This window comes from Pseudomonas putida, from assembly GCF_030159595.1.
Taxonomy (GTDB): Bacteria; Pseudomonadota; Gammaproteobacteria; order Pseudomonadales; family Pseudomonadaceae; genus Aquipseudomonas; species Aquipseudomonas putida_AC.
Genome location: NZ_BSKJ01000014.1, coordinates 68965 through 81647, shown reverse-complemented (window position 1 = coordinate 81647; position 12683 = coordinate 68965). Strand labels below are relative to the sequence as shown.

Annotated in this window: 11 protein-coding genes; 5 read left to right on the top strand and 6 right to left on the bottom strand. The window is 61.0% G+C overall.

Features of this window, described 5'->3' with window-relative positions:
- The first annotated feature begins 28 nt into the window (after positions 1-28).
- Positions 29-901: a pyridoxal kinase PdxY gene (gene pdxY, locus QQL85_RS24560; protein WP_284356999.1), complete on the top strand. Its 873-nt coding sequence runs from the start codon at positions 29-31 to the stop codon at positions 899-901.
- Here pdxY and QQL85_RS24555 read toward each other — a convergent pair.
- Positions 898-1383: an acyl-CoA thioesterase gene (locus QQL85_RS24555; protein ID WP_009683536.1), complete on the bottom strand. Its 486-nt coding sequence runs from the start codon at positions 1381-1383 to the stop codon at positions 898-900. The two genes, pdxY and QQL85_RS24555, sit on opposite strands and share 4 nt — an antisense overlap.
- A 343-nt stretch (positions 1384-1726) precedes the next feature.
- Between QQL85_RS24555 and QQL85_RS24550 the strand changes: the two genes are divergently transcribed.
- Complete coding sequence (locus QQL85_RS24550; RefSeq protein ID WP_284357000.1) at positions 1727-3487, top strand: cation:proton antiporter; 1761 nt, start codon at positions 1727-1729, stop codon at positions 3485-3487.
- 155 nt (positions 3488-3642) lie between these two features.
- Here the strand turns inward: QQL85_RS24550 and QQL85_RS24545 are convergent, their stop codons facing one another.
- The 4 genes from QQL85_RS24545 to zwf all read right to left on the bottom strand — a co-directional run bounded on the left by QQL85_RS24545 (position 3643) and on the right by zwf (position 8856).
- Positions 3643-4050, bottom strand: a complete 408-nt coding sequence (locus tag QQL85_RS24545; RefSeq protein WP_284357001.1) for an SMI1/KNR4 family protein — start codon at positions 4048-4050, stop codon at positions 3643-3645.
- Between the two features lie 115 nt (positions 4051-4165).
- Positions 4166-5020 carry a Tim44 domain-containing protein gene (locus tag QQL85_RS24540; RefSeq protein WP_284357002.1) on the bottom strand — a complete coding sequence of 285 codons (855 nt, stop codon included), beginning with the start codon at positions 5018-5020 and terminating at the stop codon, positions 4166-4168.
- A gap of 110 nt (positions 5021-5130) precedes the next feature.
- A complete protein-coding gene (gene uvrD / locus QQL85_RS24535) occupies positions 5131-7317 on the bottom strand; it encodes a DNA helicase II (RefSeq protein ID WP_284357003.1) in 2187 nt (728 codons plus the stop codon).
- Positions 7318-7413: 96 nt separating this feature from the next.
- Positions 7414-8856: a glucose-6-phosphate dehydrogenase gene (zwf, locus tag QQL85_RS24530; protein ID WP_284357004.1), complete on the bottom strand. Its 1443-nt coding sequence runs from the start codon at positions 8854-8856 to the stop codon at positions 7414-7416.
- A gap of 103 nt (positions 8857-8959) precedes the next feature.
- On the opposite strand from zwf, the gene hexR reads away from it, so the two are divergent.
- Entirely contained in the window at positions 8960-9826 is an 867-nt protein-coding gene (hexR, locus tag QQL85_RS24525; protein ID WP_012274878.1) for a transcriptional regulator HexR, read from the top strand.
- 124 nt (positions 9827-9950) lie between these two features.
- Entirely contained in the window at positions 9951-10169 is a 219-nt protein-coding gene (locus QQL85_RS24520; protein WP_284357005.1) for a PA3496 family putative envelope integrity protein, read from the top strand.
- Here the strand turns inward: QQL85_RS24520 and QQL85_RS24515 are convergent.
- Positions 10111-11058, bottom strand: a complete 948-nt coding sequence (locus tag QQL85_RS24515) for a LysR family transcriptional regulator (RefSeq protein ID WP_284357006.1) — start codon at positions 11056-11058, stop codon at positions 10111-10113. The two genes, QQL85_RS24520 and QQL85_RS24515, sit on opposite strands and share 59 nt — an antisense overlap.
- 204 nt (positions 11059-11262) lie before the next feature.
- Between QQL85_RS24515 and QQL85_RS24510 the strand changes: the two genes are divergently transcribed.
- Positions 11263-12678: an acetyl-CoA carboxylase biotin carboxylase subunit gene (locus QQL85_RS24510; protein ID WP_284357007.1), complete on the top strand. Its 1416-nt coding sequence runs from the start codon at positions 11263-11265 to the stop codon at positions 12676-12678.
- The last annotated feature ends 5 nt before the right edge of the window (positions 12679-12683 follow it).

Genomic DNA, 12683 nt, shown 5'->3' with positions numbered 1-12683 from the left:
CCTTGAAACAGCTTTGGAAACCTCCCGCATGAAACGTACCCCGCACCTGCTCGCCATTCAGTCCCATGTGGTGTTCGGCCACGCCGGCAACAGCGCCGCGGTGTTTCCCATGCAGCGTATCGGGGTCAATGTCTGGCCGCTCAATACCGTGCAGTTCTCCAATCACACACAGTATGGCCAGTGGGCGGGTGAAGTGCTTGCCCCGGCGCAAATTCCCGCGTTGGTGGAAGGTATTTCCAACATTGGCGAGCTGGGTCACTGTGATGCGGTGCTTTCCGGCTACCTGGGCAGTGCCGAACAAGGGCGAGCGATACTGGCCGGCGTTGAGCGGATCAAGGCGGTAAATCCGAAAGCGTTGTACTTGTGTGACCCGGTCATGGGGCACCCGGAGAAGGGCTGCATCGTGCCGCCGGAAGTCAGCGAGTTCCTGCTCGACGAGGCGGCTGCCCGAGCGGATATCCTGTGCCCGAACCAGCTGGAGCTGGACAGCTTCTGTGGTCGCCGCGCGCAGTCGCTGGAGGATTGCGTGAACATGGCGCGTAGCTTGTTGCAGCGGGGGCCGAAGGCGGTTGTGGTCAAGCACCTGGCCTATCCCGGGCGCGCCGAGGACCAGTTCGAGATGCTGCTGGTGACGACCGAGCACAGCTGGCACCTGCGTCGCCCGCTGTTGGCGTTTCCGCGTCAGCCGGTGGGGGTGGGTGACCTGACCTCAGGCCTGTTCCTGGCCCGCGTGCTGCTCGGCGACAGCTGGGTACAGGCATTCGAGTTCACGGCGGCGGCGGTGCATGAAGTGCTGCTGGAAACTCAGGCCTGCGCCAGCTACGAACTGCAGCTGGTGCGGGCCCAGGACCGCATCGCCCACCCGCGGGTGCGCTTCGAGGCGCAATTGCTGACGTTTTAAATGGCGTCGGTTTTCAGGTCCTGGTAGCGCTTTTCCAGCTCCTGGCGGATCTGTCGGCGCTGCTGGCCTTGCAGGAAGCGGCGCTTTTCTTCGCTGCTTTGTGGCTGGCGAGGTGGCACCGGCACCGGGCGACGGTTGTCATCGACCGCGACCATGGTGAAGAAGCAACTGTTGGAGTGGCGTACCGAGCGCTCGCGGATGTTCTCGGTCACCACTTTGATGCCGACCTCCATCGAAGTGTTGCCGGTGTAGTTGACCGACGCCAGGAAGGTCACCAGCTCACCTACATGTACGGGTTCACGGAAGATTACCTGGTCGACCGACAGGGTCACCACATAGCTGCCGGCATAGCGGCTGGCGCACGCATAGGCCACTTCGTCGAGGTATTTGAGCAGGGTGCCGCCATGTACGTTGCCAGAGAAGTTGGCCATGTCCGGGGTCATCAGGACGGTCATGCTCAGCTGGGCGTTTCCAGGTTCCATAGTGTACTCACGGTGAGGTTGCGCTGGTTCGGGCGAATGGGGGGCGTTATCTGCTGACACTTCTGTTCCCCTCTTTTGAATTTGCCTTGTGGGTACGGGACGTTGGCTGACGCGCCATCGTCACGCTGATCATGCCATCAGCGGCGCTTTTCCAGCCGATCTGTTTCTGCATATTGCACCGGCTTTTTGTGGCGGGGTGCGATGTTAACCTGAGTACGCCCATGCAACATGGGCGTTCCGGCATTCAATACAGTATGTACTTGCTGCTCGCTCAGGTTTGCCTTGGCAGAAGAGCGGTCTGCCCAGGCATCCAGAATAAAGACGAGAAAAGGAGTATCGCGCCATGCATGCCATCAGCTTCATCCAGGACCTGGCCGTCATCATGCTTGTCGCTGGCGTGGTCACCATTCTCTTTCACCGGCTCAAGCAGCCCGTGGTGCTGGGATACATCGTCGCCGGCTTCATCATCGGTCCGCACACGCCGCCGTTCGGCCTGATTCACGATGAAGACACCATCAAGACCCTCGCCGAACTGGGGGTGATCTTCCTGATGTTCTGCCTGGGGCTCGAGTTCAGCCTGCGCAAGCTGTTCAAGGTCGGCGCCACGGCATTTATCGCGGCGTTTCTGGAAATCGTGCTGATGATCTGGATCGGCTTCGAAATCGGCCGCTGGTTCGGCTGGAACACCATGGATTCACTGTTCCTTGGTGCCATCCTGGCCATTTCCTCGACCACCATCATCGTCAAGGCGCTCAACGACCTGAAGATGAAGAACGAGCGTTTTGCCCAGCTGATCTTCGGTGTGCTGATCGTGGAGGACATCCTCGGCATCGGCATCATCGCCCTGCTGTCGGGCATCGCTGTCAGTGGCACGGTCAGCTCAGGTGAAGTGTTCTCCACCGTCGGCAAGCTGTCGCTGTTCATGATCGTTGCCTTGGTCATCGGCATCCTGCTGGTGCCGCGGCTGCTGGCCTATGTGGCCAAGTTCGAAAGCAACGAGATGCTGCTGATCACCGTGCTGGGCCTGTGTTTTGGCTTCTGCCTGCTGGTGGTGAAGCTTGAATACAGCATGGTGCTGGGCGCCTTCCTGATTGGTGCGATCATGGCAGAGTCGCGCCAGTTACTGAAAATTGAACGCCTGATCGAACCGGTACGCGACCTGTTCAGCGCTATCTTCTTCGTCGCTATCGGCCTGATGATCGACCCGCAGGTGCTGATTGATTACGCCTGGCCGATCGTGGTCATCACCCTGGCGGTGGTGTTGGGCAAGATGCTGTCTTGTGGCATGGGGGCATTCATTGCCGGCAATGACGGCCGCACGTCACTGCGGGTGGGCATGGGGCTTTCGCAAATCGGCGAGTTCTCTTTCATCATTGCCGCTCTTGGCATGACCCTGCAGGTGACCAGCGATTTCCTTTACCCGGTGGCGGTGGCGGTATCAGCAATCACCACGCTGCTGACACCGTACCTGATCCGTGCGGCCGATCCGTTGTCGCAGAAGCTGGGCAATGTGGTGCCTGGACGCTTGGCGCGGGTGCTTTCCTTGTATGGCGAGTGGTTGCGCAACATCCAGCCGCAGGGCGAGGGTGCCATGCTGGCGGCGATGATCCGGCGCATCCTGTTGCAGGTGGGGGTGAACCTGGCGCTGGTGATCGCCATTTTCTTCAGCGGTGGTTACTTTGCAGGGCGCATCGGCAACTGGCTCAGTGAGTGGGTCAGCGATGCCAGCCAGCAGAAGGCGCTTATCTGGGGGGCGGCGTTGTTGCTGTCGCTGCCCTTCCTGATTGCCGCCTACCGCAAGCTCAAAGCCCTGTCGATGCTGTTGGCAGAGATGGGCGTGAAGCCGGAAATGGCCGGGCGGCATACCCAGCGGGTGCGGCGGGTGATCGCCGAGGTGATCCCACTCTTGTCGCTGCTGGTGATTTTCCTTCTGCTGTCGGCGCTTTCGGCAAGTATCCTGCCGACCAGTGAGTTGCTGCTGGTCATTGCTGTAGTGGCTGCGGTGGTGGTGGCCTTGCTGTGGCGCTGGTTCATCCGTGTGCACACGCGCATGCAGATTGCCTTGCTGGAGACACTGGAGAACAGCCGCGAGAATTCGCACTGAGGGAGCAATGCTCCCTGCGCAAGATTTCACCGTCGTCCGAGGGGATGGAGCGGTAGCGATGTCGCCAGGCGCAGAAAGCCTGGCGATTTTAACTGCATTGATGGCGCTAGGCCATTATTTTTCCTGTGCTGGTGGCATCCAAGGAACGGCTGGAATCAGCTCTCCAACCAAACATCCCGCGCCCAGTGCCACACCGATTCCCAGCTGTCTTCGCCGACAATTTCTTCTTCCGCCTCCCACAGCACCACGGTGCCGTCTTCTTCGACGCAGTAGTAGTTGTCGCCGTCCTGGCACAGCGGAATCAGGTCACGCGGCACGCCGGCATCCCAAGCGTTGGCGGCGACGTCGGGCAGGTAGGTATGCGACTGTGGGTCGGTGACAGTCACCGGTTCCAGCGAGCCATACACCACGTCACTGACGGTCAGTAGAAACTCTTTGAACACGAACGGAATGTTGATGAACAGCTCTTCTTCGATTTCGACCAACTGGTCCTCGTCGGGAAGCTCAAGGGGCACGGGTACTGGCTGGTTGGCTTCACGGAGTTGTTCGATCACTTCTTCCACGGTTCACTTCCTCTGACCTAGATGACAACGCTGCGCGTTATACCCTAGTAGGCCACTCTGGCAAAAGCAAAAACCCCAGGACAGAGCCTGGGGTTTTTTGTGCCGCACGCAGCGGTTAGCCGTTTTGACGGATACCGGCAACCAGCCAAGGCTGGTTCTCGCCCTGGGCGCGAACCATGTGCCAGCTTTCGCTGAACACTTCGCCTTGGTCGAAGCGCGAGTTCTTCGACACGCCACGGAAGGTCAGGGTGGCGTCGGTGCGGTCGGAGCGGTCGTCGAGACCGTCCAGCTGCACTTCAAGGTTATCGATGTAGGTGGACTGGAATCCATCACCCAGTTCGGCACGCTCACGCTTGAGGAATTCAAGCATTTGCGGGGTAACGAACTCGGCGATCTTGTCCATTTCGTTGGCATCCCAGTGCTGCTGCAGCGACTGGAAGTGGTTACGGGCGGCCGCCAGGAAGCTGTGCTCGTTGAACCAGGCCGGGGCGTTGATCACCGGGGCGGCTGCGGTAGCAGGTGCGGCCGAACCACCGAAGATCGACGGCTGGGCAGGCTGGGCGTGAGCCTCACGCTGCATCGGCGCATGGCCAGGCATGGCCATTTGTGGCTGCTGCTGGCGGCGGCGCGCGGCGATGAAGCGGAATACCAGGAAGGCGATGAGCGCCACGATCAGGAAGTCCATGATCTGGAAGCCTTCGAAACCGTCGCCCATGAACATGGACGCCAGCAGACCACCGGCGGCCAGGCCGGCCAGTGGGCCCAACCAGCGCGAAGCACCGCTGGCGGCCGGGGCTGCACGACCAGGTGCGGTCGGCGCGGCGGCAGGCGTGGTTGGCGTAGCCTGGCGGGTCTGGTGGATAGGCGCGGAGCCCGAGCTCTTGCCGCCGCCGAAACGCTTGGCGTTGGCGTCCAGGCTCAGCGTCAGGCCGACGCAGAGCGCCAGTGCGATGCTAAGAAAACGTTGCATAAGTGGGATATCCCCTGTTGTGGATTGCACGCGCGTCATGGTGCACAGGTTCCCGTGCACATGACCAGCGACAGAGTGTTTCGAGCTTTTGCCTGAATGTTACAAAGCTGCTACAGGGCCTCGAGCTTTGCGTACCCCAGCATCAGCCACTTGCTGCCTTCGGCAAAGTTCACCTGTACCCGCGCCTGCGCGCCGGAACCCTCGAAGTTGAGGATCACGCCTTCGCCAAATACTGCATGCTGCACACGCTGGCCAAGGTTGAACGCAGTTTGCGGAATGTTGGCATTGGCGAACAGGTTGCTGTTGGTGGTGGCCTTGGCCCCACCGAAGGGGCGGCTGACGCTGTTGGACAGGCGTACTTCCTGAACCAGGCCTGCCGGAATCTCGCGTACGAAACGCGACACCTTGTTGTAGGTCTCGCTGCCATACAGGCGACGTGTTTCGGCATAGGTCATGACCAGTTGGCGCATGGCACGGGTGATGCCCACATAGGCCAGTCGGCGTTCCTCTTCCAGGCGGCCGGGTTCTTCCAGGCTCATCTTGTGCGGGAACAGGCCTTCTTCCATGCCCACCAGGAACACATACGGGAACTCCAGGCCCTTGGCGCTGTGCAAGGTCATCAGCTGGACGCTGTCTTCATGCTCGTCGGCCTGGGTATCGCCGGCTTCGAGCGAAGCATGGCCGAGGAAGGCTGAAAGTGGCGAGAGATCGGCGTCTTCGTCGGTGGACTCGAAGTTGCGCGCCGCGCTGACCAGTTCCTCAAGGTTTTCTACCCGTGCCTGGCCTTTTTCACCCTTTTCTTCCTGGTGATAGATGATCAGCCCGGACTGCTCAAGGGTGGTCTGGGTCATGGTATGCAGCGGCATGTCCGTGACCTTGGCTGCCAGCCCCTCGATCAGCTCGACGAAAGCACCCAGGGCGCTGGCGGCACGGCCCTTGAGGGCCTTGGCAGTCAGCAGCTGGCACATGGCTTCCCACATCGACACCTGGCTGTGGCGGGCATGCTCGCGGATGGCTTCGACGGTTTTTTCGCCAATGCCGCGTGGCGGCACGTTGATCACCCGCTCCAGGGCAGCATCGTTGCCACGCCCTTCGATCAGCCGCAAGTAAGCCATGGCGTTCTTGATTTCGGCACGTTCGAAGAAGCGTTGGCCGCCATAGATACGGTAGGGGATACGCTCGCGCAGCAGGGCCTCTTCCAGCACCCGCGACTGGGCGTTGGAGCGGTACAGGATGGCGATTTCGTTACGCGCATTGCCCTGTTTGACCAGGCTCTCGATGGTTTCCACCACATAGCGCGCTTCGTCATGCTCGTTGTAGGCCGCGTACAGGGTCAGCGGTTCGCCTTCGCCCATGTCGGTCCACAGCTCTTTGCCCAGGCGATCGCTGTTGTTGGCGATCAGGGCGTTGGCCGCCTTGAGGATGCCGCCGGTAGAGCGGTAGTTCTGCTCCAGGCGGATCATTTCGGCGTCGGGGAAGTCGGCGGTGTACTGGTGAATGTTCTCGATCTTGGCACCGCGCCAGCCGTAGATCGACTGGTCGTCATCACCCACCGCCATCAGGCTGGCACCCCCGCGCGCCAGCAGGCGCAGCCAGGCGTACTGCACGGCGTTGGTGTCCTGGAACTCGTCTACCAGCACATGCTGGAAGCGCCGCTGGTAGTGCTCAAGCAGGCCCGGGTGGTCGCGCCACAGGTCCAGGGCACGCAGTAACAGTTCGGAGAAGTCGATGACCCCGGCGCGCTCACAGGCCTGTTCGTAGGCGGTATACACCTCGCGCATGGTCGCCAGGAACAGGTCGCCCCCAGCCTGTATATGCTGCGGGCGCAGGCCTTCGTCCTTCTGCCCGTTGATGAACCACTGGGCCTGGCGTGCCGGCCACTTCTGCTCGTCCAGGCCCAGCTCGCGCATCACCCGCTTGATCAGGCGCTGCTGGTCGTCGCTGTCGAGAATCTGGAAGTTTTGCACCAGCCGCGCTTCCTGCCAGTGCGCCCGCAGCAGACGATGGGCCAGGCCGTGGAAGGTGCCGACCCACATGCCCGCCGGGTTGATCCCCAGCAGTTGTTCGATTCGCTGGCGCATTTCTGCTGCAGCCTTGTTGGTGAAGGTCACCGACAGAATCGAGTGCGGCGATGCCTGCTCCACCTGGATCAGCCAGGCGATGCGGTGCACCAGCACGCGGGTTTTACCGGAACCGGCGCCGGCAAGCACCAGTTGACGCCCAAGCGTGGCCGCTACGGCCTGGCGTTGGGCATCGTTGAGGGAGTTCAGCAGGAGGGAGAGGTCGTCTGTGTGCATCGGGCCATTCTAGGGCGCGGCAGGAAATGGGGCAAACCTCTACTGTATAAATAATCACCTTGGCGCCTGCCCGTTCATCGACCTGATGGCCGTGTGTCAGCCATGCCAGTGCCTGCCATGACGCGCCAGCAGGCTGTTGGCCTGCTCTGGCCCGGTACTGCCCGCCGAGTAGGGGCGTGGCGCCTGAAAGTGCTCTTCGCAACCCTTGATGATCGGGTCGATCCAGGCCCAGGCTGCTTCCACTTCATCGCGGCGCATGAATAGCGTCGAGTCGCCCTCCAGTACATCCAGCAGCAGGCGCTCGTAGGCTTCCCAGCGGCGCGTCTGGCTGAACACCTGAGCCAGGTTCAGGTCCAGGTCCACTGGCTCCAGGCGCATGCCCTTGCCCGGGCTCTTGGTCATCATGCGCAGGCTGATGCGTTCGTCCGGTTGTAGCTGGATCAGCAGCTGGTTGACCTGGCCACCGTTGAACAGCTCGTGGGGCACCGGCTTGAACTGAATGACAATCTGCGACGAGCGCCGTGCCATGCGCTTGCCGGTGCGCAGGTAGAAGGGTACGCCCGCCCAGCGCCAGTTTTCGATGTGCGCTTCGATTGCAATGAAGGTTTCGGTATCACTGTCGTTGTCGACATCCTTTTCGAAGTAGTAGGCCGGGACTTCCTGACCACCGATGCGCCCGGCGCCATATTGGCCGCGCACGGTCTTGTCCTGCACATCCTGGCCGGTGATCGGCTTGAGGGCGCGCAGTATCTTCACCTTTTCGTCGCGTACCGCTTCGGCCTCGAACTGCGCGGGGGGCTCCATGGCCACCAGGCACAGCAGCTGCAGCAAATGGTTCTGCAACATGTCGCGGATTGCCCCGGCGCGATCGTAGTAGGCGCCACGGTTCTCTACACCTAGTGTTTCGCAAACACTGATCTGTACATGGTCGACCTGGTTGTTGCGCCACACCGGCTCAAGCAGGGCATTGGCGAAGCGCAGTGCCATCAGGTTCTGCACGGTTTCCTTGCCCAGGTAGTGGTCGATGCGGAACACCTGGTTTTCTGCGAACACCGCGCCAATCGCTTCATTGATGGTGGTGGCCGACTCCAGCGAATGGCCGATCGGCTTTTCCAGCACGATGCGCGCTTCGGTGTCGGCCAGGCCGGCAATGCGCAGGTGGTTGGCAATCGGAACGAACAGGTTGGGGGCGGTGGCCAGGTAGAAGATGCGCGTCAATCCGCCGGGTTCGCCCAGGTAACGTGCCAGGCGGCCAAAGTCGGCGCTCTGAGACGCATCCATGGGGAAATAGTCGAGCCGAGCGGAAAACCGCTGCCACACTTCTTCGTCGAAGTCGGTACGCGCAATCTGCGCCCGGCAATGCCGTTCGGCCAGTTTCAGGTAGTCGATGCGTGGCAGGTTGCGTCGGGCCAGTGCGATGACCCGCACGGCAGGGTTCAGACGGGCCTCGCGAAACAGGTGGTAGAGCGCCGGAAGCAATTTGTGCAAGGCCAGATCGCCGGTGCCACCGAAGACCAGAATGTCACAAGGAATAGTCAAACCGCCACTCTCCACGTTCGTTTAACTGGGCGGGTTGGCGTCCATGTAGTATAACTACAAGAAAGCTACAACCCGGCCAGCCGATCATAACCGAGTCCAGCCTGTGAATCTGTTGCAACATATCGCCCAATCGCGCCACCTGCTGCGCAAATCGGAACTCAAAGTGGCCGACCATGTGCTGCTCGACCCGGCTGCCGTCATGCACAGCTCCATGGCCGACCTGGCGCACAGCGTGGGTATCAGCGAACCGACCATCGTGCGTTTCTGCCGGGCTATCGGCTGCTCGGGCTTTCAGGACCTCAAGCTGAAACTGGCGCAGAGCCTGGCCGCCGGTGCCAGTTTTGGTCAGTTCGCCATTCATGAAGACGACTCGGTCGCCGACTACAGCCTGAAGATTTTCGACACCACCCTGCACACGCTGATGGAAGTCCGCGAACACCTCGACCCGCATGCGCTGCAACAGGCCGTGAGCGCCATGGCTCAGGCGCAACGTGTGGAGTTCTATGGCTTTGGTGCATCCGGTGCGGTGGCGGCGGATGCCCAGCATAAGTTCTTCCGCCTGCTGCTCAGTGCGGCTGCGTATTCCGACCCGCACATGCAGGCGATGTCGGCGGTCACCCTGAAGCCGGGTGATGTGGCGGTGTGCATTTCCCAGTCGGGCCGATCCAAGGACCTGCTGATCACCGCCAACCTGGTGCGAGAAAGCGGCGCCAACCTGATTACCCTGTGCCCCAGCCAGACGCCGCTGGCCGAGTTGTCGACGGTCAACCTGGCGATCGACGTTCACGAGGACACCGAAATTTATACCCCGCTGACCTCGCGTATCGCCCACCTGGTGGTGATCGACGTGCTGGCCATGGGCGTGGCCATGGCGCGTGGGCCGAGCCTGGTCAACCACCTGAAAAGCGTGAAGCGCAGCTTGCGCAGCCTGCGTTTGTCGCCCAAGTCGATCAAGGCTACAGACGACTGAATGCATCCTGTACCGGGCTCATCGCGGGCATGACAAATTTCACTGTTTTGTCACCATTCCACAGCTAAACCGTAAACCATTCAGGCCAGTCTGAAACTCCCGCATCCTATCTGGGAGACAGGCAATGGCTCGTGACCACGACGGTATTTACCAACCCAACGCCAAAGCTCGCAAGCAGCAGGAAAAGGATCAGCGTCGCATGGAATATCGCCGCGCGATCGAGATCTATTGCGACCAACGTCAACTGCTCCGCGACCTGGTGGATTATCCCGAGTTGCAAGCCCTCACGGTGTGGCAGTCGTCGGCGGCAACTTCCCCGAGAAACGTTCAACCAGCGCGCTGATCAACGCACGTTCGCTGCGGATGAACGCCAGAAACGCCAAGGCCACCGGCGACTGCCGCTTGGCCTTGGCCTGCACGACACACCAACTGCGATACAGCGGCAATTCTTCTACCGGCAACTCCTTCAGTACCCCGATGGCCAGTTCCATGTTCACTGCGTGGCGGGTCAGCAGCGCGATGCCCAGCCCGGCGATCACGCATTCGCGCTGGGCATCGGCTGACGCCACTTCCAGGGTCTGGGTGAAGTGTACGCGTTTGTCCTTGAAGTACTCTTCACACGCCTTGCGCGTGCCCGAGCCCTGTTCGCGGACCAGCAGGGTATGAGGCTCCAGGTCCTGCAGGCGCAACTGCTCCAGCTTGCACAACGGGTGCTCGGGCGGCGCCACCGCGATGATCGGGTTGTTGAGAAACGGCAGAAACTCCAGGCCCATGTCTTGCGGCACCATCGACATGATGATCAGGTCATCGCGGTTATCCGAAAGGCGGCGGATGGCTTGGGCGCGGTTGACCACCGTCAGGGTCAGGTTGACCTCCGGGTGACGCTGCTTGAAGGCGGCGAACAGGTGTGGCACGAAGTACTTGGCACTGGACTCGATCGCCAGCTTCAACTGCCCCTGCAGTGAGCCCTGCATGTCCGACAGCTGCATGTCCAGGCTCTCCAGGCGCCCGAAGATGTCGCGGCTGGCGCGTTGCAGGGCTTCGGCCGCTTCGGTCAGGTAGAGTTTCTTGCCCACATACTCGAACAACGGCTGGCCGATCAGTTCTTCAAGCTGGCGGATCTGTAGACTAACGGCGGGTTGCGTCAGCGCCATTTCCTCCGCCGCACGGCTGTACGAGCGCAAATCGCACACCTCGTTGAAGATCTGCAATTGACGCAAAGTCATACGCATCAAGGACTTACGCATTTTTATCGGCCCATCGGCAACACCTTGTAACTGCACTATAAGCTTTTGCTAATACTGCCCCTAACAAATATTGATTTTTGTTTATCGACCTACAGCGCTAGGGTGAATACGCGACTGGCCAGCAACGCCTGGTCACGCGCCGACCGGTAGAACCGGCTCGACTGTTCCTACGGCTTTGGGAAGACTCCAGTGATAAAAAAAATCCTGATCGCCAACCGAGGTGAAATTGCAGTTCGGATCGTGCGTGCTTGCGCCGAGATGGGCATTTGCTCGGTAGCGATCTATTCCGACGCCGACCGTCACGCCTTGCACGTCAAGCGCGCCGATGAGGCACACAGCATTGGTGCCGAGCCGCTGGCTGGCTACCTGAACCCGCGCAAGCTGGTGAACCTGGCTGTGGAAACCGGCTGCGATGCCCTGCACCCGGGCTATGGTTTCCTGTCGGAAAACGCCGAACTGGCAGAAATCTGCGCTGAACGCGGGATCAAGTTCATCGGCCCGGCCGCCGACGTCATTCGCCGCATGGGCGACAAGACCGAAGCGCGCCGCACCATGATCGCCGCCGGTGTGCCGGTAACGCCGGGCACTGAAGGCAACGTTGCCGATATTCATGAAGCCCTGAGCGAAGGTGAGCGCATTGGATACCCGGTGATGCTCAAGGCCACTTCTGGTGGCGGCGGCCGTGGTATCCGCCGTTGCAACAGCCGCGAAGAACTGGAACAGAACTTCCCACGGGTCATTTCCGAGGCCACCAAGGCCTTTGGCTCGGCTGAAGTGTTCCTGGAAAAGTGCATCGTCAACCCCAAGCACATCGAGGCGCAGATCCTGGGTGACAGCTTCGGTAACGTGGTGCACCTGTTCGAGCGCGACTGCTCGATCCAGCGCCGTAACCAGAAGCTCATCGAAATTGCCCCAAGTCCACAGCTCACGCCTGAGCAGCGCGCCTACATCGGCGACCTGGCGGTGCGTGCGGCCAAGGCCGTGAACTACGAGAACGCCGGTACCGTGGAGTTCCTGCTCGCCGATGGCGAGGTGTACTTCATGGAAATGAACACCCGGGTGCAGGTGGAGCACACCATCACCGAAGAAATCACCGGTATCGACATCGTCCGTGAGCAGATCCGCATCGCGTCGGGCCTGCCGTTGTCGGTCAAGCAGGAAGACATCCAGCACCGCGGTTACGCGCTGCAGTTCCGCATCAACGCCGAAGACCCGAAGAACAACTTCCTGCCCAGCTTCGGCAAGATCACCCGTTACTACGCCCCCGGCGGCCCCGGCGTGCGTACCGACACGGCGATCTACACCGGCTACACCATTCCACCATTCTACGACTCCATGTGCCTGAAACTGGTGGTGTGGGCGTTGACCTGGGAAGAAGCCATGGACCGCGGCCTGCGGGCCCTGGACGACATGCGCGTGCAAGGGGTGAAGACCACCGCCGCGTACTACCAGGAAATCCTGCGCAATCCCGAATTCCGTAGCGGCCAGTTCAATACCAGCTTCGTCGAAAGCCACCCTGAGCTGACCAACTACTCGATCAAGCGCAAACCCGAAGAGCTGGCCCTGGCCATCGCCGCTGCCATCGCCGCCCACGCAGGCCTGTGAGGAAC

What these genes read in the sequence shown, in the direction of transcription:
- pdxY (WP_284356999.1), top strand. Translation starts at nt 29, where the DNA reads ATGAAACGTACCCCGCACCTGCTCGCCATTCAGTCCCATGTGGTGTTC.
- QQL85_RS24550 (WP_284357000.1), top strand. Translation starts at nt 1,727, where the DNA reads ATGCATGCCATCAGCTTCATCCAGGACCTGGCCGTCATCATGCTTGTC.
- QQL85_RS24555 (WP_009683536.1), bottom strand. Translation starts at nt 1,383, where the DNA reads ATGGAACCTGGAAACGCCCAGCTGAGCATGACCGTCCTGATGACCCCG.
- QQL85_RS24540 (WP_284357002.1), bottom strand. Translation starts at nt 5,020, where the DNA reads ATGCAACGTTTTCTTAGCATCGCACTGGCGCTCTGCGTCGGCCTGACG.
- QQL85_RS24520 (WP_284357005.1), top strand. Translation starts at nt 9,951, where the DNA reads ATGGCTCGTGACCACGACGGTATTTACCAACCCAACGCCAAAGCTCGC.
- QQL85_RS24515 (WP_284357006.1), bottom strand. Translation starts at nt 11,058, where the DNA reads ATGCGTATGACTTTGCGTCAATTGCAGATCTTCAACGAGGTGTGCGAT.
- uvrD (WP_284357003.1), bottom strand. Translation starts at nt 7,317, where the DNA reads ATGCACACAGACGACCTCTCCCTCCTGCTGAACTCCCTCAACGATGCC.